20 protein-coding genes are annotated in these 22,885 nt (G+C 69.3%); 11 read left to right on the plus strand and 9 right to left on the minus strand.

Annotated features, from left to right (window positions below):
- Positions 1 to 14: 14 nt before the first annotated feature.
- Positions 15 to 335, minus strand: coding sequence for an L-rhamnose mutarotase (locus tag Q0C41_RS08350; RefSeq protein ID WP_291982746.1), 321 nt, complete (start codon positions 333 to 335; stop codon positions 15 to 17).
- A 226-nt stretch (positions 336 to 561) separates the two neighbouring features.
- Between Q0C41_RS08350 and Q0C41_RS08355 the strand changes: the two genes are divergently transcribed.
- Both Q0C41_RS08355 and Q0C41_RS08360 read left to right on the plus strand, forming a co-directional pair.
- Positions 562 to 954, plus strand: a complete 393-nt coding sequence (locus Q0C41_RS08355) for a VOC family protein (RefSeq protein WP_291982748.1) — start codon at positions 562 to 564, stop codon at positions 952 to 954.
- Between the two features lie 137 nt (positions 955 to 1,091).
- Positions 1,092 to 3,689, plus strand: a complete 2,598-nt coding sequence (locus tag Q0C41_RS08360; RefSeq protein WP_291982750.1) for a glycoside hydrolase family 95 protein — start codon at positions 1,092 to 1,094, stop codon at positions 3,687 to 3,689.
- A gap of 42 nt (positions 3,690 to 3,731) precedes the next feature.
- On the opposite strand, the gene Q0C41_RS08365 is transcribed toward Q0C41_RS08360, so the two are convergent.
- The gene (locus Q0C41_RS08365) at positions 3,732 to 5,240 is read right to left on the minus strand and encodes an ATP-binding protein (protein WP_291982752.1); all 1,509 of its coding nucleotides are present in this window, start codon (positions 5,238 to 5,240) and stop codon (positions 3,732 to 3,734) included.
- A 97-nt stretch (positions 5,241 to 5,337) separates the two neighbouring features.
- Between Q0C41_RS08365 and Q0C41_RS08370 the strand changes: the two genes are divergently transcribed.
- On the plus strand, positions 5,338 to 6,231 hold the full coding sequence (locus tag Q0C41_RS08370; RefSeq protein WP_291982755.1) for a hypothetical protein: 894 nt from the start codon (positions 5,338 to 5,340) through the stop codon (positions 6,229 to 6,231).
- A gap of 160 nt (positions 6,232 to 6,391) precedes the next feature.
- On the plus strand, positions 6,392 to 9,667 hold the full coding sequence (locus tag Q0C41_RS08375) for a TonB-dependent receptor (protein ID WP_291982757.1): 3,276 nt from the start codon (positions 6,392 to 6,394) through the stop codon (positions 9,665 to 9,667).
- Between the two features lie 201 nt (positions 9,668 to 9,868).
- On the opposite strand, the gene Q0C41_RS08380 is transcribed toward Q0C41_RS08375, so the two are convergent.
- From Q0C41_RS08380 to Q0C41_RS08395, 4 genes are all read right to left on the minus strand, one after another.
- The gene (locus Q0C41_RS08380; protein ID WP_291982759.1) at positions 9,869 to 10,927 is read right to left on the minus strand and encodes an NAD(P)-dependent alcohol dehydrogenase; all 1,059 of its coding nucleotides are present in this window, start codon (positions 10,925 to 10,927) and stop codon (positions 9,869 to 9,871) included.
- A 74-nt stretch (positions 10,928 to 11,001) separates the two neighbouring features.
- A complete protein-coding gene (locus tag Q0C41_RS08385) occupies positions 11,002 to 12,348 on the minus strand; it encodes a Gfo/Idh/MocA family oxidoreductase (protein ID WP_291982761.1) in 1,347 nt (448 codons plus the stop codon).
- Between the two features lie 56 nt (positions 12,349 to 12,404).
- The gene (locus Q0C41_RS08390) at positions 12,405 to 13,043 is read right to left on the minus strand and encodes a trans-aconitate 2-methyltransferase (RefSeq protein WP_291982763.1); all 639 of its coding nucleotides are present in this window, start codon (positions 13,041 to 13,043) and stop codon (positions 12,405 to 12,407) included.
- Complete coding sequence (locus Q0C41_RS08395) at positions 13,040 to 13,756, minus strand: hypothetical protein (protein ID WP_291982765.1); 717 nt, start codon at positions 13,754 to 13,756, stop codon at positions 13,040 to 13,042. Before Q0C41_RS08395 ends, Q0C41_RS08390 begins: the two co-directional genes overlap by 4 nt.
- Before the next feature lie 211 nt (positions 13,757 to 13,967).
- Here Q0C41_RS08395 and Q0C41_RS08400 point away from each other — a divergent pair, with 211 nt between their 5' ends.
- A complete protein-coding gene (locus Q0C41_RS08400; protein WP_291982767.1) occupies positions 13,968 to 14,411 on the plus strand; it encodes a nuclear transport factor 2 family protein in 444 nt (147 codons plus the stop codon).
- Positions 14,412 to 14,541: 130 nt separating this feature from the next.
- Here Q0C41_RS08400 and Q0C41_RS08405 read toward each other — a convergent pair whose 3' ends face one another.
- Positions 14,542 to 15,057, minus strand: a complete 516-nt coding sequence (locus Q0C41_RS08405; RefSeq protein WP_291982769.1) for a gluconate 2-dehydrogenase subunit 3 family protein — start codon at positions 15,055 to 15,057, stop codon at positions 14,542 to 14,544.
- Between the two features lie 20 nt (positions 15,058 to 15,077).
- Positions 15,078 to 16,739, minus strand: a complete 1,662-nt coding sequence (locus Q0C41_RS08410) for a GMC family oxidoreductase (protein WP_291982771.1) — start codon at positions 16,737 to 16,739, stop codon at positions 15,078 to 15,080.
- 96 nt (positions 16,740 to 16,835) lie between these two features.
- Between Q0C41_RS08410 and Q0C41_RS08415 the strand changes: the two genes are divergently transcribed.
- Positions 16,836 to 17,750 (plus strand): sugar phosphate isomerase/epimerase, encoded by a 915-nt coding sequence (locus Q0C41_RS08415; RefSeq protein WP_291982786.1) that lies wholly within the window; start codon positions 16,836 to 16,838, stop codon positions 17,748 to 17,750.
- 6 nt (positions 17,751 to 17,756) lie between these two features.
- On the opposite strand, the gene Q0C41_RS08420 is transcribed toward Q0C41_RS08415, so the two are convergent.
- Positions 17,757 to 18,659, minus strand: coding sequence for a sugar phosphate isomerase/epimerase (locus Q0C41_RS08420; protein WP_291982773.1), 903 nt, complete (start codon positions 18,657 to 18,659; stop codon positions 17,757 to 17,759).
- A 130-nt stretch (positions 18,660 to 18,789) separates the two neighbouring features.
- On the opposite strand from Q0C41_RS08420, the gene Q0C41_RS08425 reads away from it, so the two are divergent.
- The 5 genes from Q0C41_RS08425 to Q0C41_RS08445 all read left to right on the plus strand — a co-directional run.
- On the plus strand, positions 18,790 to 19,506 hold the full coding sequence (locus Q0C41_RS08425; RefSeq protein ID WP_291982776.1) for a DUF1080 domain-containing protein: 717 nt from the start codon (positions 18,790 to 18,792) through the stop codon (positions 19,504 to 19,506).
- Positions 19,503 to 20,210, plus strand: coding sequence for an SGNH/GDSL hydrolase family protein (locus tag Q0C41_RS08430; protein ID WP_291982779.1), 708 nt, complete (start codon positions 19,503 to 19,505; stop codon positions 20,208 to 20,210). Before Q0C41_RS08425 ends, Q0C41_RS08430 begins: the two co-directional genes overlap by 4 nt.
- An 81-nt stretch (positions 20,211 to 20,291) precedes the next feature.
- Positions 20,292 to 21,356 (plus strand): Gfo/Idh/MocA family oxidoreductase, encoded by a 1,065-nt coding sequence (locus Q0C41_RS08435; protein WP_291982781.1) that lies wholly within the window; start codon positions 20,292 to 20,294, stop codon positions 21,354 to 21,356.
- Positions 21,357 to 21,545: 189 nt separating this feature from the next.
- Positions 21,546 to 22,154, plus strand: a complete 609-nt coding sequence (locus tag Q0C41_RS08440; RefSeq protein WP_291982783.1) for a sigma-70 family RNA polymerase sigma factor — start codon at positions 21,546 to 21,548, stop codon at positions 22,152 to 22,154.
- Positions 22,147 to 22,885: hypothetical protein (locus Q0C41_RS08445; protein ID WP_291982785.1), on the plus strand; the 739-nt coding region annotated here is incomplete at its 3' end. The genes Q0C41_RS08440 and Q0C41_RS08445, both read left to right, overlap by 8 nt.

The following is a 22,885-nucleotide window of genomic DNA, read 5'->3' on the forward strand; positions in this document are numbered from 1 at the left end:
TCCTGAGGCGTGGGTCACAGGCGGAACATCTCGCGCAGCGGCACCTGGACGGGCGACGCGTCTGCGTGGGTGTCCATGAGGTCGGCCATCATCGCCCACCAGCGCTGCATGATCGGATGCTGCGGCAGGGCCTCCAGTCCGTGGTCCACACGCCGCGTCAGCACTGCGAACAACGCCCCACTCTCGTCATCCAGGAAGATGCGGTAGTCCTCGACGCCCGACGCCCGGAGCAGGGCGACGAGCTCGGGCCAGATGGCGTCGTGGCGGCGTCGATACTCGTCGGCCTGCCCTTCGTGCAGGCGCATGCGGAAGGCAACCGTCTCGGTCTGAGCCATGCGCCAGAGCGTACAGGGGGGCTGGAGCCCCGGCCAAGGGACACGGGACAAGGGGACAAGTCACAAGGGCTGCAAGGGACGAGGGACAAGGACCTCGAGAGACAAGAGAGACAAGGGAGACGCTCGTCGCTGGTCCCTTGCACGTCTTGCCCCTTGTCTCTTGACTCCCTCGTGACTTGCTCCCTTGTCCCTGTTCCCTTGGGCACGCTCGTGATACAACCCCGCCATGGCTGGTCTTGCCTTCGAGCATCTGGCAATCAACGTCGCCGATCCCGTGGCGGTTGCGGCATGGTACGTGGAGCATCTGGGCATGGAGGTCGTGCGGCGTGGTGATGCGCCGGTGCACATGCACTTCCTCGCCGATGCCGCGCGTCGCACCATGATCGAGATCTACTGCAACGCGTCAGCCTCGACCGACCTGTACAAGGACCTGCATCCCGCGCAGTTGCATCTGGCATTCACCTCGGCGGATCCGGATGCCGACACCGCACGCCTCGTGGCCGCCGGTGCCGTGCTGGTGGAGCATCTCCACAACCCCGATGGCTCGCATCTGACGATGCTGCGTGATCCGTGGGGGCTGGCCATCCAGTTGGCGAAGCGTGCCGTGCCCATGATCTAGGGCCGGGAACCGGAAACCGGAAACCGGAAACCGGAGACCGGAGACCGGAGACCGGAGACCGGAGACCGGAAACCGGGAATCGGGAATCGGGAGTCGACGATCTGGCGTCGGGAACCCGCGGCGGTACCATGGGCCGCGTGACCGACTCCTCTCGACCTTCACCGGCGCCGACCGTGGTGGCGCCGGGCCGACGCACCTTCCTCGAGACCGTGCTGGCCGCAGGCGCGCTGCCCCTGCTGCGTGGGCGGCTGCGGGCGCAGGGCCCCGAGGCGGCGGCGCCGCCGCTGCAGTTGACCTACGCACGCGCGGCACGGCAGTGGGTGGAGGCCTTGCCGCTCGGCAACGGCCGGATGGGGGCGATGGTCTTCGGCGGCATCAACGCCGAGCGTCTGCAGCTCAACGACGACACCCTGTGGTCCGGCGGACCGTCGGACTGGAACAACCCTGGCGCGCGCGCGGTGCTGCCGGAGATTCGCGCCCTCGTGGCGGCGGGTCGCTTCGCCGAGGCCGACGCTGCCGCCAAGCGGATGATGGGCCCGTACACGCAGTCGTATCTGCCGCTTGGCGATCTGCACGTGATGTTCGACCACGGCGACCTCGCAAGGCAGTACGCTCGGACGCTGGACCTGGCGACGGGCGAGGCCACCGTGCGTTATCGGCTGGGGCCCGCCACCTTCACGCGTTACGTCGTCGCCAGCCATCCCGACCAGGTGATCGCCATGCAACTGGCGTGCGATAGGCCGGGGCTGCTGCGGTTCTCGGCGCGGCTGTCGAGCCCGCTGCGCGCCGCCACGCGCAACGAGGGGGACGCTCTCGTCCTGCGCGGGCGTGCGCCTGCCCATGTGGAGCCCAACTACGAGGACGTCGCCGACCCGGTGAGATACGCCGACGACCGCGGCATGCACTTCGAGGCTCGCCTGGTGGTGGTCACCGACGGGCGGGTCGAGACGAGCGTCGGAGACCTTCGCGTCACCGACGCCTCGCGGGCCACGCTGCTGGTGGCGATGGCCACCAGCTTCAATGGCCCGGAGCGCCTGGCCGTGCGCGATGGACGTGACCCCGCGGCGCAGACCACGGCGCAGATCACGGCGGCGCGCGCGCACGACTGGGAGACGTTGCGAACCCGGCAGCGGGAGGATCACGCGAGGCTGATGTCGCGCGTCACGATCGATCTCGGGACCACGACGGCCGCTGCCGCGGCGCGTCCGCTCGACGTGCGCCTGGCCGACGGACCTGCCGACGATCCGACGCTGGCCACGCTGCTGTTCCAGTACGGCCGCTATCTGCTCATCGCCTGCAGCCGCCCGGGCACGCAGGCGGCCAACCTGCAGGGCCTGTGGAACGACCAGGTGCGCGCGCCGTGGAGCAGCAACTACACGGTCAACATCAACACCGAGATGAACTACTGGCCGGCCGAGCCGGCCAACCTGGCCGAGTGTCACGCGCCCCTCCTCGCGATGGTGGGCGAGCTGGCGACGCCGGGCGCCGAGACCGCCCGTATCAACTACGGTGCCGGCGGCTGGACGACCCACCACAACACGGACCTCTGGCGGCAGACCGCCCCCGTGGGGCGATTCGGAGAGGGCGATCCGGTGTGGGCCTCGTGGCCGATGGGCGGCGCGTGGCTCGCGCAGCACCTGTGGGAGCACTACGCCTTTGGTGGCGATGCCGACTGGCTCCGGCGCACGGCGTACCCGCTCATGGCCGGGGCCGCGCAGTTCACACTCGATCTGCTGGTGACCGACGCCGACGGCTTCCTGGTGCCGTCGCCATCCACGTCGCCCGAACACAAGTTCCAGTTGCCCGATGGCCGTCTCGCCGCCGTCAGCGCCGGCAGTGCGATGGACCTCGGCATCACGTGGGACGTGTGCACCAACGTGCGGCAGGCCGCGCAGGTGCTCGGCATCAGCGACGCGATCACGGCGCGCATCGCGCAGGTCCTGCCGAGGCTGCGTCCCTATCGCATCACCGGCGAAGGCGCCCTGCTCGAGTGGGGCGTCGACCGTCCTCCGCAGGATCCCCACCACCGCCACTTCTCGCACCTGTTCGCGCTCCATCCGGGACGGCAGATCACGCCGTCCTCGTCACCGGCACTGTTCGCGGCCGCACGACGCTCGCTCGATCTGCGCGGTGATGACGGCACCGGCTGGTCGCTGGCCTGGAAGATCAATGCGTGGGCGCGGCTGCGCGACGGCGACCGCGCGCATCGGCTGCTCGTGCGGCTGTTGCGACTCGTGGACGAGACGGGTGTGCGGATGAGCGGTGGGGGAGGCGTCTACGCCAACCTGTTCGACGCCCATCCCCCCTTCCAGATCGACGGCAACTTCGGCGCGACGTCGGGCGTCTGCGAGATGCTCGTGCAGAGCCACGACGGCGCCCTCGACCTGCTGCCCGCGCTGCCCGCCGCCTGGCCGCGCGGCCGGGTGACCGGCCTGCGCGCGCGTGGCGGATTCGAGGTGGACCTCGCGTGGGAGGGCGGCCGCCTCACCACGGCGCACATCCGCTCGAGGCTCGGCGGCGTCTGCCGCGTCCGCACGGCCGTCCCGGTGACGGTGGCCGGCGGCGCGTCCGGCCGCGTCGCCTCGGGGGCCAATCCCAATCCGTTCTACGCCACCCATCCGGTGGCCGAACCCCTGGGCACGTCCGGCACAACGCGGCCGCCCCTGCCGTCCGGGCCCACGCACATGACCGACGTCGACACTCGGCCCGGCACGGCGGTCACCCTCAGGACATGAGGTGCTGGAGGCGCCTGCACCGATGCCCCGCTGCGCCGGCCGTCAGCCCTGGCCGATGCGGTCGATGAGACGTTCGATGTCGGCGGTGTCCACCGGCTTGACGCGATGGTGGTCGAAGCCGGCCTCACGCGCCTTGCGTCGGTCGTCGGGCTGTCCCCAACCCGTGACGGCCACCAGCAGGATACCCGCCAGCGAACCGTCGTCGCGGATGGCGCGTGCCACGTCGTAGCCACTCATGCCCGGCAGGCCGATGTCCAGCAGCACGGCATGCGGCCTGAAGGTGCGCACGAGGTCCAGGGCGGAGCCTCCGCTGTACGCCGCCTCCACCTCGTGGCCGGCCAGCACCAGACTCGAGGCCAGCGCGTCGGCCGCATCGCGATTGTCATCGACGACTACGACCCGTCGCGGCAGGGCGCCGTCGCCGGGGCGCCGACTGGCGGCCGCGGCCGGTCGATCGGCCGGCGCGTCGAGTGGCCCGCCATCGGCCGGGAGACGAACGACGAAGGTACATCCGCAGCCGGGGCCGTCGCTGTCGACGTGAATCGTGCCGTCGTGTCGCTGCACCAGTGCTCGCGCGAGGGTGAGCCCGATGCCTAGCCCGCCGTACCCGCGATCACGATCCAGCTGCGTGAACAGGTCGAAGATCCGCTCTCGATGCTCGAGTGCGAGCCCCTGGCCGTTGTCGGACACCCAGAGCTCGATGGTGTCGGCGAGGCGACGGACGCCGACCTCGATGCGCCCCTGCTCCGGCGTGTACTTCGCGGCGTTGTGCAGCAGATTGGACAGCACCTGCGCCAGACGGGCCGGGTCGCCATGGACCGGCAGCGGAGTGCCAGGCAGTGCCCGTCGCAGTTCGTGCCCCCGCGCGGCGATGAGCGGCTCGATCGACTCGACCGCCTGCTCGACGATTGTCGACAGGTCGATCCGCTGTCGGCGCAACTCCACCTGGCCGCGCGTGATGCGCGAGACGTCGAGCAGGTCGTCGACCAGGCGCGTCAGTTGTTCGACCTGCCGTTCGATGATGTCGATGGCCCGTCGGGCCTGCGGGTGCTCGCCGGTCGTGCGGTGCAGCATCTGGGCGGCGGTCCGGATGGGCGCCAGCGGATTGCGCAACTCGTGGCCCAGCGTGGCCAGGAACTCGTCCTTGCGACGGTCGGCGACCAGCAGCGCCGCCTGCGCCTGCTTGCGGACGTCGATGTCGCGCGACAGCACCGCGATCCCGTCACCCGAGGGGAAGACATGGGACTCGAACCAGCGACCCGACCGGATCGACGCGGTCTCGAAGAGCTCCGGCGTCCGGGTGGCCATCACGCGCTGCAGACCCTCGCCGAAGGACGACCCGATCGCCCACGGAAAGACGTCCCAGAAGACACGGCCGATGACCTCCGCCTCGGTCAGCCGCGCCCACGTCAGGCCGACCTGGTTCATGTAGGTGATCGCCCAGGACCCGTCGAGAGCCGTGAAGCTGTCTGTCAGGTGTTCGACCGTGTCGATGAACCGACGCAGGCCGTCGGCCTCACCGGCGGTCTGCCCGCCACGCTCGTCAGGCATGAGGATGAGCACGTCCCTGCACGAATCGAGTGTACCGGAACCGCCGCGCCTGGCCCTCGTATGTTCGAAAGGGAGAGCGCGCGACGCGCCGGACGACATGACTGCACGCACGCTGCGGACGCTGGGCCTGTTCATCGCCACCTTCTCGTCGGGCATCGGCCCTGTCGCCGCGCAGGGTCCCGCCGGCCACAGTCTCGCCCCCTCCATGACGGCCGCGACCTCCGCGGTCGCCGTCACGCCGAGCCGGGCCGCGGTCTATCGCTGGCTGGGCCGTGAAACCGAGATCGAGACGTTCCTCCGCACGGCGCCCATCACCCACATGAAGGACATCCCGGTGGGCATCACCAAGCCCCAGCGGGCGTACTTCGCCCCCGGCGGTCCTGCCGGCAGCATGGCGTGGAAGCCCCTCCGCGAGCAGGTGTTGCACGGCAAGGCCGAGAGCTATCGCTCGGAGATTGCCGCCTACCTGTTGAGTCGCCACCTCGGACTGGACATGGTGCCCCCGGTCGTCGAGCGGGAGATCGCCGGAACGAAGGGGGCCGGCGTGTTCTGGATCGATGGCGTGAAGCCCTGGGATCCGTCGGCGCCGCCGAAGGCGCCGGGCGCGAACTGGTCGACACAGACGAGCCGGATGTTCATGTTCGACCAGCTCATCGCCAACATCGATCGCAACCAGGGCAACCTGTTGTACGACGAGGCCGGACATCTCTTCCTGATCGATCACTCGCGGGCATTCACGCCGAGGACGAGCCTCGCCGGCTTGTCCACACCCCAGCAGTTCGACCGGGCGCTGTGGGCGCGCATGGCCTCGCTGACCCGCGCCGACCTCGACGCGCTGCTCGGCCCGTGGTTGACGCGTCCGCAGATCGCCGCCGTGCTGTCACGCCGCGACGAGATGCGTCGCCTCATCGACCGGCGGGTCCGGGAACGTGGCGACACGGTGACGTTCCTGCCCGACAGCGGAGCCGCACCGGTCGCCGGTTCGAACTGACGAGCTGTCGTCGCCACCCGTTCGTCACCGCGTCGTCGCCCTGCCGTTGCAGCGGCGTTCGCCCGCTTCGCGTATCCTTCCCGTCGTCACGCAGCCGCACAGGCACCGGCAGGCCCGTCGGCCTGGCGTGTGCGCGGCTGTCCGCTCCTCGGAAGGGTTCATGCGCCAACCTGTTCTCGCTCGCCTCCTTGCCGTGCTGTGTGCACTGCACCTCTGCACCGCCGCTGCATTTGCCCAGTTCGACAGCGCCACCGTCCTCGGCTTCATCAGCGACCAGTCTGGCGCGGCCATGCCCGGCGTCACCGTCACGCTGACCAACCCGGCCACCGGCATCTCGACGACGGCCGTCAGCGACGAGCGGGGCCAGTACCAGTTCCTCAACGTGCGCGTCGGCACCTACACCCTGAAGGCCGAACTCCAGGGGTTCACCACCGCCATCGCCGACCCGTTCACGGTCACGGTCAACGCCCGCCAGCGCGTCGACCTGGCCCTGGCCGTGGGGGGCATCGGTGAGACCGTGCAGGTCAGTGGCGCTGCCCGCCTGCTCGAAAGCGAGTCGAGCGACCGCGGCACCGTCATCAGCCGCGAGCAGATCATCAACCTGCCGCTCAACGGTCGCAACTACGCCGACCTGGCGCTGCTCAGCCCCGGCGTGCGCCGCTCCTCGATCTCGAACTCTCGTGACGCGTCGTTCAACGTCAACGGCCTGCGGAGTGCCCTCAACAACTTCATCCTCGATGGCGTCGACAACAACTCCTACGGCACCAGCAACCAGGGGTTCTCGAACCAGGTCGTCCAGGTGTCGCCCGATGCCGTCGAGGAGTTCAAGGTCCAGACCAACAACTTCAGCGCCGAGTTCGGCCGGGCCGGCGGCGCGGTGATCAACGCCACGTTCCGCAGCGGCACCAACCAGTTCCGCGGCGCGGCCTGGGAGTTCAACCGGAACACGAAGCTGAATGCCACGGGCTTCTTCAAGCCGTCCTCGGGCGTCAAGCCGGAGATGAACCGCAATCAGTTCGGTGGCGTGTTCGGCGGGCCGATCCTTCGGGACCGCGCCTTCTTCTTCTTCAACTACGAAGGCTTCCGCGAGGTGGCCAAGCAGCTCACCTTCGCCAGCATCCCGACGATGGAGCAGCGACAGGGCAACCTCGGCATCCCGGTGCGCAACGCCCTGACCGGCGAGGTCTATGCCAACGGCGTCGTGCCGCAGGCAGCGATCACCGATTTCGCCCGGCAGGTCCTGGCGGGGTTGCCGGCGCCGACGCGGGCGGGCCTCTCGAACAACTTCGACTCGCTGCCGCGGCAGGAGAGCTTCAACGACAAGTTCGACATCAAGTTCGACCAGAAGCTCAATGCCGCGACGACCACGTTCTTCCGCTTCAGTCACCGCAAGGTGAACAACTTCGAGCCGAGTCCCATCCCGGGTGAGACGAGTTCGCCAGCCAACAACTTCGTCGAGGTGCTCAACCAGCAGTACGCGGGTGGCCTGACGCGGACGCTCTCGACCAACTCGTTGCTCGAAGTGCGGATCGGGGTGTCGCGCACCGACGCCGGCAAGTCCGCGCTCGGGACCGGCGGCCCGAACATGCTCGAGGCGTACGGCATCACGGGGCTGCCCACCGACACGTACTTCGCGGGGGGCCTCACCCAGCAGTCGGTCAACGGCTGGACGGCCTGGGGGCGGCAGAGCAGCAATCCGCAGTTCCAGAACCCGTTCGTGGTCGACCTGCGGCTGAACTACTCGTGGATCAAGGGCGCGCACACGCTCAAGACCGGCTACGAGTACCAGCGCATCGACACCGAGGTCGACGACGTCAACCCCAAGTACGGCTCCGACAGCTACGGAGGCCAGTTCAGCCGGCCGACCGGCGCAGCGGCCAATGCCCCGATCTTCAACCTGGCCGACTTCCTAGTCGGCGCGCGCAGCTCGTACGACCTCGTCAACCCGTACGTCTTCAACCTGCGCCAGCGGATGCACTTCGGCTACCTGCAGGACGACTGGAAGGTGGCGCCGAACCTGACGGTGAACATGGGCGTGCGCTACGAGTTCGGCACCCCGCAGTGGGAGGACGACAACTTCCTCACCAACTTCGACCCGGCGACCAACACGCTGCTGCAGGCCACCGACGGGTCGATCTACGACCGCGCGCTCGTCAACCCGGATCGCAACAACATCGCGCCGCGCGTCGGCGTGGCGTGGAGCGTGACGCCGCGCACCGTCGTCCGCTCGGCGTACGGCATGAGCTACATCCACTTCAACCGGCTGGGCGGCGAGAATCTGCTGTCGTTCAACGGCCCGCACGTCGTTCCCGTGACGATCGCGCAGCAGCCGTCGCAGGGCCTGTGCGCGCCCGGGCAGGCACCGACGGCCTGCTTCCGGACGACGCAGCAGGGCTACCCCGAAGGCCTGAACGTGCCGGCCAACTTCAACCCGCTCAACGGCCGCGTCAACCACATCCCGAGCGACCTGAAGACCGGCTACGTGCAGAGCTGGCACGTCACCGTGCAGCGCGAGCTGCTCTCGAACCTGCTGGTGGACGTGGCCTACATCGGCAACAAGAGCGACCACCTGATGATCCTGGGCGACCTGAACCAGGCGCGCCCGAACAACGTGGGCGAGAACACGCTGCTGCAGTTGCGCCGGCCCATCCAGAACTATCAGTTCATCCAGACGGCGTTCGACGGCGGTCGCGCCGACTACCGCGCCCTGCAGGTCAAGGTGGAGCGCCGCTGGTCGGGCAGCCTGTATCTGCTGAACTCGTTCACGTGGTCGCGCGCCCGCGACAACGCCTCGGGGCATCTCGAGACGGCCAATGGCGACAACAGCCGCGTCAACTACGCCAACATCGAGGGCGAGTTCGGGCTGTCTGGCTACAACCAGCCGCTGAACAACACGACCTCGGTGGTGTGGGAACTGCCGTTCGGCACGGGACACCGCTGGGGCAACGACGCGCACGCGATTGTGAAGGCCGTGGCCGGCGGCTGGCGCCTGACGGCCATCAACACGATGACCAGTGGGTTGCCCGTCAACCTCACGTACGCGCCGTCGGCGCAGTTCTCCGTGAGTGGGGCGCCGACGTACCGGCCGAACATCTCGGGCGACATCTACGCGCCCGACGGGTCGCAGACCATCGACAACTGGTTCAATCGCGACAACGTCAGCGTCCCGACGGATCCGCGGCAGCCGTTCGGCAACGCCCCGCGCAACGTCGCGCGCGGACCGGCCATCTGGACGATGGACCTCGGTCTGCACAAGGGCTTCGGGCTGGGCCTCGGCCAGTCGCGCCTCGAAGTCCGCGTCGAGGCCTTCAACGTCCTGAACCGCACCAACTTCGGCGCCCCCAACGGCAACCGTTCGTCGACGGATTTCGGCACCATCCGCGGCCTGGCCACGACACCCCGCCAGATCCAGCTCGGCCTCCGGGTCAGCTTCTGACGAAAAGTCCTTAAGGGCGAAAAGGGCAAACAGGGCTAGAAGACAGAATCGAAGTTCGAAGGACTGAAGGTTCAAAAGTAGAAAGGGGGCGGCACACCGTGGTGTGCCGCCCCCTTTGTTCTTCAAGGCTTGCGGTTCCTTGACCCTTCAGTCTTCGGTGGTGTCGTTTTGCCCTTTTTGCCCTCTTCGCCCTTTTGACCTTTATCGAAGGCTGTTCATGTCAATGACGAAGCGGTACTTGACGTCGCTCTTGAGCATGCGCTCGTAGGCGTCGTTGATGTCCTGCATCTTGATGAGTTCGATGTCGCAGGTGATGTTGTGCTCGGCGCAGAAGTCGAGCATCTCCTGCGTCTCGGGCAGGCCGCCGATCAGCGAGCCGGCGATGGCGCGACGACGGAAGATGAGGTTCATGACGTTCGGCGACGGGTGCGGCTCGGCCGGCGCGCCGACGAGGACCATCGTGCCGTCGCGCTTGAGCAGGTTGGTGAACGCATCGAGGTCGTGCGACACGGACACCGTGTTGATGATCAGGTCGAAGCTGCCGGCGTGCTGCTGCATCGCCGCGGCGTCCTTCGAGATGACGACCGCGCTGGCGCCGAGGCGCAGGCCGTCGGCGACCTTGCCGGCCGACGTGGTGAACAGCACCGTCTCGGCGCCCATCGCATGCGCGAACTTGACGCCCATGTGCCCGAGGCCACCGAGGCCGACGATGCCGACCTTCTTGCCGGGGCCGGCGCCCCACTGGCGCAACGGCGAGTAGGTGGTGATGCCGGCGCAGAGCAGCGGCGCGGCCGCCGCCGGATCGAGGGAACTCGCCACGCGCAGGACGAAGTCCTCGGTCACCGTCACACTGGTGGAGTAACCACCGTGGGTCATCTGGCCTGGCAGGTGCGCGTCAGGGGCGCCGTAGGTGAAGACGAATCCGCCGACGTCGCAGTACTGCTCGAGCCCGGCCTTGCAGCTGGCGCATTCGCGGCACGAGTCCACGAGGCAGCCGACGGCGGCCGTGTCACCGACCGTGAACTTCGTCACGGCAGTTCCGACCGCGGTGACGCGGCCGAGGATCTCGTGACCGGGCACGACGGGGAAGACCGTCATCCCCCACTCGTTGCGGGCGGTATGGAGGTCGGAGTGGCACACGCCGCAGTAGAGGATGTCGATCTGGACATCCGTCGGACCGGGGTCGCGGCGGGTGATGGTGAGGGGGACGAGCGGGCTGGACGCATCCTGGGCCGCGTACGCGGCAACAGAGGTAGGCATCCTTCAAGGGTACTGCAGCGGCGACGAACCGCCGGGACGAGGGCCCGCGGGCCCCTCGTCCCGGTCGCCGGTGCCTACGCCAGCGTCCAGCCCTGCCGGTACGACGGGCGCTTGATGAAGCGCTCGGCGTCAGGCGCGTTGGTGATGCGCATGCCCTTGTGATCCCAGAGGATCTTCTTGCCGACGCGGTAGGCGACGTTGCCGAGGTGGTTGGCCTCGGTCAGCAGACCCGAGTACGCGAAGTTGCAGGTCGTCGGCGCGCCGGTCTTGCAGGCGTGGATGAACTCCTGGTGGTGCCCCAGCGACGGCGGGATCGACTGCGGCGGCGGCGTGTAGCCCACCCACTTCTCTTCCGGCAGCAGCACGAACTTCGAGTAGTCGGCCAGCAGCATGCCCTTGTCGCCGATGAAGAGCGCGCCGCCTTCCCACTTCGGGATGCCGCCCTGCGTCCAGATCGCCGGCTTGGACGTCCCCTGATGCCACGTCAGCGAGAGCGCCGGCTGATCGCCATCGGCCTCGTAGGTGTAGGTGGCCGACATCGACGCCGGTGCGAGCTCCGCGTTCACCGGCGGACCCGACGCCTCGACCGCCGACGGCCACTTCAGCTTGAGCGCCCAGAATGGCAGGTCGATCCAGTGGCTGCCGAGGTCACTCATCGTGCCATTCCCGAAATCCCACCAGCGGTACCACTTGGGCCCGGGCAGGTAGACGGAGTTGAAGGGACGCGCGGGGGCCGGACCGAGCCAGAGGTCCCAGTCGAGCGACGGCGGTACCGGATCGACCGTCGTCGGCCGATCCTGCACGAACACGATGTCCTTGGCCGCGGTCGCCTCGGCTTCGCTGGCGTGCCAGCCCCAGGCGCGCGACACCCACACGTGACACTCGGTGACCTTGCCGATGACGCCGGACTGGATGTGCTCGACGACGCGGCGATAGTTGTCGCCGGCGTGAATCTGCGTGCCCATCTGCGTGACGACGCCAGCCTTGGCCGCCGCCTCGCGGATGACGCGCGCCTCGTGGACGTTGTAGGTCAGCGGCTTCTCGCAGTAGACGTGCTTCTTCAGTTGCAGCGCCGGCAGCGTGGCGAACGCGTGGGTGTGTTCGGCGGTGCTGACGGCGACGGCGTCGAACTCGCTGGCGTGGTCGAAGACGCGACGGAAGTCCGTGAACTGTTTCGCCTGCGGGAACATCGCCCCGGCTCTGGCCAGGTTCTCGCCGTTGACGTCGCAGATGGCGACGATCTGCTCGCCCGACAGGCCCTTGAGCTGGGCGCCGCCCCGCCCCCCGACGCCGATGATGGCCACGCGGAGCTTGTCGGTCGATTGGGCGCGGCCCGGACGGGCCCCGACCGCGAGCGCGGCGGCGGTCGCTCCGGCGGTGGTGAGGAAGGTTCGACGATCAGGACGGGCAGGGACGGACATGTGCACGACTCCGGAGACAGAGGTGAGCTGACGCGGCCCATCTTGTCATGGAGTCGTCAGAGGGGGCGCACGCCGGCGAGCAAGGCGAGTTCCCGCCATTTCCAGTGGCAGTCCACCTCGGCGAACCCGATCTCGCGCAACCACTGCAGCTGCGTCTCCACCGCCGTCAGCTTGTTGGACGCATCGTCGTCCTCGGGCGCGACGCCGAGGGCGGCGAGGAACCAGTGATGGAGCGCTGGCGTGGGCGAGGCGACGTGTTCGAGGTTGAGAAAGACCCCGCCTGGCGCCAGCCGCGCATGGATCTCGGCGTACAGCGCGTGCTTGCGCGCATCGACCAGGTGGTGGATGGCAAAGCTCAAGACGATGGCATCGAAGGTGCCGAGGTCGGGCAGCGGCTGGTCGAGGTCGTGTCGGAGGACCTCGACGCGTGCGTCCCCGTCGAAACGCGCATGGAGGCGATCGAGCATCGTGTCGGAGAAGTCGACCGCGACGCCGGTGGCGTCGGGCAACCGCTCCAGCAACAGGCCGATGAGGCGTCCCTCGCCGCTGCCGAGATCGAGGATGCGTCCGGTGGCCGCCGGGATGCACTCGAGCAGCGACGCTTCGCCTTCCGTGCGCCGCGGGATCTGGTAGGCGATCTGCAGGTACCGCTCGGCGTGCCCGGGGTCGGTCCAGAGGTTGATCTCGTCGTTCACCATCGACTCCAGAAATGCGTGAACGAGGCGGCGTGCAGGAACGCGAACCGCAGGATCCACGGCGTCCACGCCATCTCGGCACCGGCCGCGATGCGCGGCCCGGCGACGAGCAGCGTAAAGGGGAACACGGTGGCGAGGACGGCAAACACCAACCGTAGCGACAGCAGGTCACTGGCGGTGGCGAGCCGGTCGGCCTCCGTGATCGCGAGCATGCCACCGCGGAAGATGGCGTCGCCCACGAGGGCCAGTGGCAGGGCGGCCGTCCGACGGAGCCAGCGCGGCACGGCAGGGCCGGGCCAGGGAGGCTCGTCCCCATCCGCGCGAGGCGGCATGCGGCCCAGTGCCGACTGGATGCCCGAGGCGACGAGCGCGTAGATCGACAGGAGAGGCAGCGCGAGCGCGAGCATGGGCCACCGGCGTCCGAGTGCCACGTCGCGGTCGGTATCCTCGGGGCCTCGGGTGAGCAACACGAACAGCCACAACCCCAGCAGGATCAGCAACCCCGGGGGCGCGGCCGCCAGCCAGGCCAGCCAGCCATCGGCCGGATGTGCGACGAGACCGGCCGTCGGGTCGTCCGCGCCGAGGGTGAGCAGGCGCACCGGATCGTCGACCCACCGCCGCAGTCCCTCCTCGAGGACGAGGATCCAGAGGGCGAGCAACAGGTCCTCGGCCTGCAGCACGTGACGGGGCGGGGTCGTCGGGACTCGTGTCATCACCTTCGTGCCCCTGTGCCCATCATCTGAGAAGGAAACGCCGACGGTGGGCCGGCTGAACGCCGCCTCACCGCCCCTCCCGACGCCCCGGCTCCCGGCTCCCGGCTCCCGGCTCCCGGCTCCCGGCTTCCGGCTCCCGGTTCCCGGCTCCCGGTTCCCGGTTCCCGGTTCCCCTTACCCGTTTCCCCGACTCTTCCCCTACCATGGGCCCATGCGCAAACTGCTTGCGGCGACGGGAGTCGCCCTGCTCGTGGCGGCCCTGACCCAGATGCACCCCGCGGCCCAGGACAGCGCCGCCGAGGCGGTGAAGGCCGCCGACACCGCCCGGTTCACGGCCCAGACCACCAACGACTTCGGCGCCCTCGGCCGCCTGCTCGGCGACGACCTCGTGTACACGCACTCGAGCGCGGCGGTCGATGGCAAGGCGAGCTTCATCGACAGCATGCGGAGCGGCACCGTCAAGTACGAGTCCATCGAGCCACGCGAGGTTCAGGTGCGCGTCTACGGCACGACCGCCGTCGTCACCGGCGCCGGGCGATTCCGTGTGACGGCGCGCGGACAGGCCCTCGACAACCAGTTGCGCTACACCGATGTGTGGGTGCTGCGCGACGGCCGCTGGCAGATGGTGAGCTGGCAGAGCACGCGGGTACCGTAGGGGCGAACGCCGAACGCCGAGCGCCGAAACGGCGAACGGCTCGCGGGCTCCCGCTCATCTGGGCGCGTCCAGCACCCGTCGCCGGCAGCCCGCTCGGCAAGCGCGCGGATCTCGAGCGCAGCCCCGGACGCTACACGCAGCCCTTGAACTCGGCCAGCATCTGCGGACCCAGGTAGCCGAGTTCCTGTCTCAATCCAATGGCGCTGCTGTAAAAGCCATCGATCGTGGCCTGCTTCACGCGCACGAAGGCCCTGACGGCGTCGGTGGCGGGGTGTGCTTCTTCCGCGCTGAGCGCGTCGAGCACCCGACGTCGGCCGTGGTCGGCAAGGGCCGTGAAATGAGTGCCTCCGGCCCGCCGGGCCTCGTCGTCCAGGGCCAGGAGTTCCCGACGCCAGGCCTGCTGGGTCTCGGGCGTGCTGTGCGCCACCACCAGGTCGACGAAATCGGCTACTCCGGCGGCGTGCGCGCCCGGTGAGCGCGGCGTCGCCGGCAGGATCAGCTCGGTGAGCACATCCAGCAGGTGATGCTCCGCAGCGGTGAAGAATGCGGGCACGTACGCGGCAGGTGCCTGGCGCCAGGCCAGCACGGCCGCCGCGGCGGCCTCCAGGTGCGTGTGCGCGATGCCGGCACTCAGCAGGGCGAGCACCGTCCGCCGGCTGATCGTGGTCATCCGATGTCTCCCGTGCGGAGCCCCTCGGCCAGGTACTCGCTCGCGCGCCAGGCCAGGGCCATGATCCAGGTGGTGATGCCATGCGTCCCGGGGCTGGTCACGAATCCGCTGGCGTCGGTGACGAACAGGTTCGGCACGTCATGCGCCTGGCCCCACCGGTTGAGGACGCTGGTCTTCGCATCGAGCCCCATGCGCGCGGTGCCGCACTCGTGCGTCGCGTCACCGAGCGGCTCCAGCCGCTTGCTGTACGGCAGGATCTCGGCGTCGCACGCGCGGAGGATACGCTCCATCCAGCCGTACATGTCCTCCATCATCCGCCGCTCGTTGTCGCCATGGCCGCACGCGAAGCGCACCTGCGGGATGCCGAAGGCGTCGGTGCGACCGGGATCGATGTCGAACCGGTTCTCGTACCGCGACAGGCTCTCGCCATAGCCGCGTAGCGAGAGCACGCTGCCATACCGGCTGTGGATCTCCTCTTTCAGCGATGCGCCGTAGCCCGGGATTCCGCTCGTCGCCGTGGCGCCCCGCCCGAAGCCGGTGCCGATGAGGATGAAGTAGCCCCCGTGATAGCCGTTGGTCCGGTCGTAGTTGAAGCGAGGAATCGTCGCGTGGCTGCCACCGGCGCCATCGTCGTTGACGCGCGGGCGATTTCTCCAGGAGGGCAGGATGCCCACCATCGGCCCGCTCTTGATCGTGTCCATCAGGTGATGGCCGATGCGACCACTGGAGTTGGCCAGTCCGGCGGGGTGCTGACGCGAGCGGGAGTTGAGCAGCAGCCGCCCGGTCTCGACCGTGCTGGCGGCCAGCACCACGGCCCGGCCGTGCACCTCTTCTTCCTTGCGTGTGACCGCGTCGATGAACGACACCCCGCGCGCATGCCCGCGATCGTCCACGAGCACCTCACGGGCGACGGCGTGCGTCCGCAGCGTGAAGGTGGGTCGTCCCTGGAGCTTCGGGATGATGGCATCGAGCGTGCTGAACCGCGCGCCCACCGGGCAGCCACGGCCGCAGCCGGAACAGTAGTGACACTTGGGACGGCCATCGTGTGGCACGCTCAGCGCCGCGGTGCGCTCGCCGAGCACGGGCACGCCGATACGGTCGCACGCGGCCTTCAGGTCGCGTTCCGTACACCGCCACGGATGGGGCGGACCGGCGTAGATGCCGTCCGGCATGTTCGGGTACCGATCTGACTGGCCGGCGAGGCCCACCAGCCGCTCCACCTTGTCGTAGTACGGCGCGAGTTCGTCGTAGTCGAGCGGCCAGTCGTCGCCGTAGCCCTGGCGCGACGCGGGCTTGAAGTCGAGGGGCCCGTGGCGGAAGCAGGAGCGGCCCCAGGTGTTGGTGCGGCCGCCCACCGCGCGCAGCCGCGTCCAGTGGAAGCGGTCGAGCGCGTCGTAGGTGTCCTCGCGCGGGTTCGTGTAGAGGTGCGCCGTGTACTCGTTGATCTTCCAGAGCCCGTCGTACGTCCCGGGCGGGCCCTCGCCACGGAACCTCAGGTCCCACGGCATCTCGTGCGACAGGAAGTCGGTGGCCGGCGTGAGCATGCGCCCGGCCTCGAGCAGCAGCACACGTGCGCCGGCATCGACCAGCACCAGCGCAGCGGTCGCCCCGCCCGCGCCCGAGCCCACCACGATCACGTCGTATGGCTGCTGCGGCATCGCCCTCACCTGGAATGTGCCCGGCCAGTCTATCGCCGAACCCGGCCACGCCGCCATTTCACACTTCGGTCACTTCGGATGGAAGATGTCAGCGTGATGCACCTGGGATTCGTCTCCGCCATCCTTCCTGAACTGTCGCTCGACGAGGTGCTGGCGTTTGCCGCGGCCGAGCGGTTCGCCTGTGTCGAGGTCATGTGCTGGCCGGTCGGGAAGGCCGAGCGCAAGTACGCCGGCGTGACGCACGTGGACGTCACCGACCTGACCAGGACGCGTGCCGACGACGTCCTCGCGCTCTGCGCGAGGCACGGCGTGTCGATCTCGGCGCTCGGCTACTACCCGAACCTGCTCGACCCCGACCCGGCCGTGGCCGAGGTGGCGCGGGCGCACCTCGTGCGGGTGATCACCGCGGCGCCGCTGCTGGGGCTGCGCACCGTCAACACGTTCGTGGGCCGCGACTGGACGCGCAGCGTCGACGACAACTGGCCGCGCTTCCTCGAGGTGTGGCGTCCGCTGCTGGCGCTGGCCGCCGACCACGGCGTGCGCATCGGCATCGAGAACTGCCCGATGTCGTTCACGAAGGACGAATGGCCGGGCGGCAAGAACCTGTTCACGACGCCCGTGATCTGGCGGCGCGCGTTCGACGACCTCGGCGCCGACCACCTCGGGCTCAACTACGACCCGTCGCACTTCGCGCTGCAGCACATGGACCCGTGCAGCCCGCTCCGGGAGTTCCAGGATCGGCTGTTCCACGTGCACGCCAAGGACATCCGCATCCGTCGGGACCGGATCCACGAGGTCGGCATCTTCGCCCACCCGCTCGAGTGGCACCAGCCGCGGCTGCCGGGCTACGGCGAGATCGACTGGGCGCGCTTCATGGGCGCGTTGATGGAGACCACCTACCGTGGTCCCGTGTGCATCGAGGTCGAGGATGCGACGTTCGGCACGACGCTCGACGGCCGCAAGCGCGCCCTGCGCGTGTCGCGCAACGTGCTGGAGCCGTACTTCGGGTGAACGGGCTTACGCGATCGCGGCCCTGAACTCGTCGAGGTAGCGCCGCACCTTCACCTTCGGGTCGCCCGGGCCGAGCGTCTCGATGGGCACGTAGCCGCGATAGCGTGCCTCCTTCAGGATGCGGGCGACCTGCGCCAGGTCGACCCGCTCCTCCTTGCCGTTGCGGTAGACCAGTTCCTTGATCTGCCACGTGCAGGCGTGCGGCGCCAGCGTCGCGATCTCGGCGTATGGGTCGCCGGTGGTGCGCAGGCTGCCGATGTCGACGTTGAGGCCGAACCAGGGCGACGGGATGCGCGTGCGGATCTCGAGGTAGTCGGTCGCCACCTTGAGCGCGTCGTTGTGGTTCTGCAGGACGATCATCACGCCCCGGGCTTCCCCGGCGGCGACGCAGCGCTGCAGGGCGTCGACGATCCAGTCCATCACCGTCGCCTTCGGCACGCCCTCGGGCATCACCCGGCCATCGAACACGCGCAGCACGGGCGCGCCGAGCCTGGCGGCCACGTCCACCCAGCGGCCGACGTGCGCCACGTCGGCGTCGCGCTTCGCGGCGTCGGGCACCGCGAAGTCGTTGCGCACCCCGGTGCCGCTGATGCCCAGGCCCAGGCTGAAGGCGAGGTGCTTGATGCGGTAGATGAGCTCGTCGGGCGGCGCCGTCGGGTAGCCCTTGAAGTAGTAGCCAGTCGGGTCCACCGCATCGAAGCCGATCTCGGCGCAGTACTCGATGACCTGCTCCAGCGTCATCGCGCCGCTGGCCAGGGGGCCGTTGAACGAGTACAGGTTGCAGCTCGTCTTGAGGCGGCTCGGGAAGCCCGGCACCACGGATGCCATGGCGCCTGCGGGAGTGGTGAGGCCAGGCAGTGCGACAGCCGACGCCGCAGCGCTGGCCAGGAACGATCGGCGGGTACACATCGGCAACACCTCTTCACCCTTCGCCCTTTCAACTTCGCCCTTTCAACTTCGCCCTTTGGCCTTCGGCCCTTCACTTCATTCAACATTCAACATTCGGCATTCGGCATTCGGCATTCTATAGTTGCTCCCCATGCGCGCCCTCCTCATCGCCTGCTGCTGTGCCCTCGTGCCGACGCTGGCTGCTGCCCAGGCCCGTCCCGAATGGACGCCCCTGTTCAACGGCACGGACCTGTCCGGCTGGACCAACATCAACACCGATCCCGACACCTGGTCGGTCGTGGACGGCATGCTCATGACCACCGGCAAGCCGCTCGGCGTGATGTGCAGCGACCGGATGTACGAGAACTTCGTCCTGCACATCGAGTGGATGCACCACGAGCCCGGCGGTAACTCCGGCGTGTTCATCTGGAGCGCGGCCAATCCCTCGCCGAAGGGACGACTCCCCGACGGACTCGAGGTCCAGATGCTGGAGCTCGACTGGCCGAAGCTGCACGTCAGGGACGGCGTGATGCCGACCGACGACTACGTGCATGGCGAGTTGTTCGGTGTCGGCGGCGTGCAGATCATCCCGGACAACCCGCGCGGGCCGCGCAGCAAGTCGATGGAGAAGCGCGCGCTCGGCCGCGGCAACTGGAACGTCTACGACCTGGTGGCCGTCGACGGCGTCGCCAAGCTCTCGGTCAACGGCAAGTTCGTCAACGGCATCCGCAACTCGTCACGGCGCAAGGGGTACCTGTGCATGGAGGCCGAGGGTGCCCGCATCCAGTGGCGCAACGCCTGGATCATGGAACTGCCGGCCGGGGTCACCACCCCCGACATGATCGCGCCGGAGCGTGCCAGGCCATGATGCGGCACCTGTGGCTGACGCTGCTGCTGGCCGCAGCCAGTGCTTCCGGGGCCGCGGGAGACGACCGGCTGGGACAGTCGGCCCTCCCCTCGACACAGCCCGCCGCGCCCGCGGCGGTGTCGGATCGCTGGGCGAAGGAGATCGCCGCCTTCGTGGCGCAGGACGCCGCCACGCCCTTCGCCCCGGGCGGCATCGTCTTCGTCGGCAGTTCGAGCATCCGGATGTGGGATGTCGCGGCTGCCTTCCCTGGCCGCCCGGTGCTCAATCGCGGCTTCGGCGGCACGCAGATCGACGATTCGGTGCGGCACGTGGACCGCCTCGTGATTCGTCACCGCCCGGCGACCGTGGTCTTCTATGCCGGCGACAACGACCTCTCCGCGGGACGCACGCCGCAACAGGTGCAGGCGGATTTCCGCACGTTCGTCAGCCGTGTGCACGCCACCCTGCCGGCCGCGCGCATCGCCTTCGTCGGCATCAAGCCAAGCCTGGCGCGCTGGGCCCTGATCGCCCAGGTCCGCGAGGCCAACGCGCTCGTGCGCGCCGACTGCGACCGCGACGATCGCCTCGGCTTCGTCGATGTCGATGGCCCGATGATCGGCTGGGACGGCAAGCCGCGCGCCGACCTGTTCATCAAGGACGGCCTGCACCTCTCGCCGAAGGGCTACGCGCTCTGGAACGTCCTGGTCGCCCCCTTTCTGGACTAGCGGCCGGCGTCCGGGCGGTCTCGCCCCTGTCATGACGGACCGCTCGGAGAGCGGTCCCTACCCCGCGATACCCGACAACAGATGAACGCTTCGAAATCCTACGGTGTGGCCATCCTCGGCCTCGGTCACTGGTACTCCGCCTTCGGGCTCGCCCGCGCGCTGCCCGAGTACCCTCACGCGCACCTCGTGGTCGTGGCCAGCCCGGACGACGCCCATCGCACGTCCTTCTGTGACACGTTCGGTGTCGAGGGCACGACCGACTACCACGAGGCGCTCGCCAGGCCCGACGTCGACATCGTGCACATCGCCACGCCGGTCTGTGACATCCCGGCGCTGACCATCGCGGCCGCCCGTGCCGGCAAGCACATGGTGATGGGCAAGCCGATGGCGATGACGATGGCGGAGGCCGACGCGATGGTGGAGGCCGTCGAGGCCGCCGGCGTGGTGTGCGTGCCGTTCCAGGGATTGATGCGGTTGCGCAACCGTGGTCTCAAGGCCCGCATCGATGCTGGCGAGATCGGCGACGTCGCGGTGCTGCACCAGGTCGGCCGCTGGTCCATCGCCGAGGACTGGTACAACTCAGGCACGCCCGGCTGGTTCGTCGACCCGGCGAAGGTGCCGGGCGGCGCCTTCATCGACGAGGGCATCTACTGGATCGATGCGTTGCGCTGGCTGGCCGGCAGCGAGGTCGTCCAGGTCGAGGCGCGCATGCGCAACATCGTCCACACCGAGCTTGCGGTCGAGGACTGGGGCCATGCGGTGCTCACCTTCGCCAACGGCATCGTCGCCACGATCGAGGCGGCGTGGACGATCAACGCCCCGCGCCGCACGGGCCCGTCGCCCAAGCACAACAGCGTCGTGCGCCTCGAAGTGGTGGGCACGCGGGGCGAGATCAGCGAGCAGTGGTTCCGGTCACCGGGCACCGCGGTGCTCGCCGCCGGGGCCAGCGACTGGGTATTCGAGCGCAGCGGCGAGGCCCCCTTCGGCCCGCCGTCGCCTGGACCCATGGCGCACCTGATCGACTGCCTCCGATCGGGCGAGGCGCCGATGGCGACCATCCGCGACGCCCGCGAGTCGTTCCGCATCGCCCTGGCGGCCTACGCGTCGGCGCGCGACGGCCGGGCGGTGCACCTGCCCGGTCGGTAGCGGCGTTCGGTCAGCGGCCGGCGGTCGTTTCCACAAGCACAGCCAGGTTCAGCTCTCGCGCGTGGTCCGTGCGCGAGAGCCGTGGGGAACAGCGGTGCCGCACGATGTGGCCCGTGGCGGGGAGCACCATGACGTGCGAAATCGCCTGCGTCGTCCGTCTCTGACAGACGTGCCTGCCGGAGTGACCTCATGAGCGCGATGCCGGAGTCGCGATCCGGCGTTCCTCAGGAGATGTCCATCACGCGCCAGTCGTTCGCGCTGCTGTTCGAGCGCGCGAAGCATGGCGACGCGTCGGCGTTGCACGTGCTGTTCTCCCGCCACGTCGATCCGCTGCGGCGGTGGGCGCGCGGGCGTCTGCCGCGCTGGGCCCGGACCATGGCCGATACGGCCGACCTCGTGCAGGAAGCCCTCGTCCAGACCCTCCGGCGGCTCGGCGACTTCGAGCCGCAGGGACATCATGCCCTGCAGGCGTACCTGCGCCGCGCCGTCGACAATCGCATCCACGACGAGTTTCGTCGCATCGGTCGCCGCGGGGTGGCCGCCGCGCTCGACGAGGCCCAGCCCGATGCGCGGCCCTCGCCGCTCGACGAGGCGGTCGCGCGGCAGACGGAGGGGCGCTATCGGGCGGCCCTCGCGCGCCTGCGGCCCGGCGATCGCCGTCTCGTGGTCGCCCGCGTCGAACTCGGCTACTCGCTCGAGCAACTCGCGCTGATGACCAATCGCCCTCGGGTCGACACCGCTCGCGTGGCGCTGCGCCGCGCTCTCGAACGCCTTGCGCTGGAGATGGCGCATGCGTGAGGCCGTCGTCGCTGCCGCGCGTCGCCGTGTTGGCGACGATGCCCCGAGTCTCCGCGTCGTCGTGGACGCGTTGGTCGATGGCCGGCCCGTCGCCTGGGATCGCGTCGATCGGGTGGGACGCACGGCGGGTGAGCGGCGCATGACGCGTGAGCTCGGGGCACTCATGGCGCTCGTGTCGCCGCCGCCACGGATCGCAGGTGTCGACCGCAGGTCGGCGGCCAGGGGGGGCATCGCGATCGCGGGCCTTGGTCGTGCTGTCGCGGCCGCCTGGGCGCGGCTGTGCCATCCCGTCGTCGCGACCATCGATCGCTTGCGGTCGCTGCCGGCGGTGCACTTCGCGGCACTCGCCGCCGACCTGCAGCGCGCCCGATCACCCCGCGAGGTCGCGGCTGCCCTGCTCGTTCATCTCGATCACGTCGTCGGCAGCGCCGCACACGTGGTCACTCCGGGCGATCGTGCCTGGGCCGTGCTGGTGGGGCATCTGCCGCACCTCGATGCGGAGTCCGGCGTGGCCTCGCTGCTGGCCTCGGCCGACGAGCCGATCCGCGTCGACCCGCGTGCCCGTCTGCATGCGCTGTTGCCGGATGCCGACCGGGCCTGGCTCGCCGTCACGGGCGTGTCCACCCTCGTGCGGATCGCCGGGCCGGACGGCGAGGTGCTGGCGGGCCTGCTGGTCGCCGGCCGCGCCGACGGGCGCCCGCACGATCCGCGTCAGCGCGCCTTCATCGCCG

Source organism: Luteitalea sp. (genome assembly GCF_022842525.1).
Lineage (GTDB): Bacteria > Acidobacteriota > Vicinamibacteria > Vicinamibacterales > Vicinamibacteraceae > Luteitalea.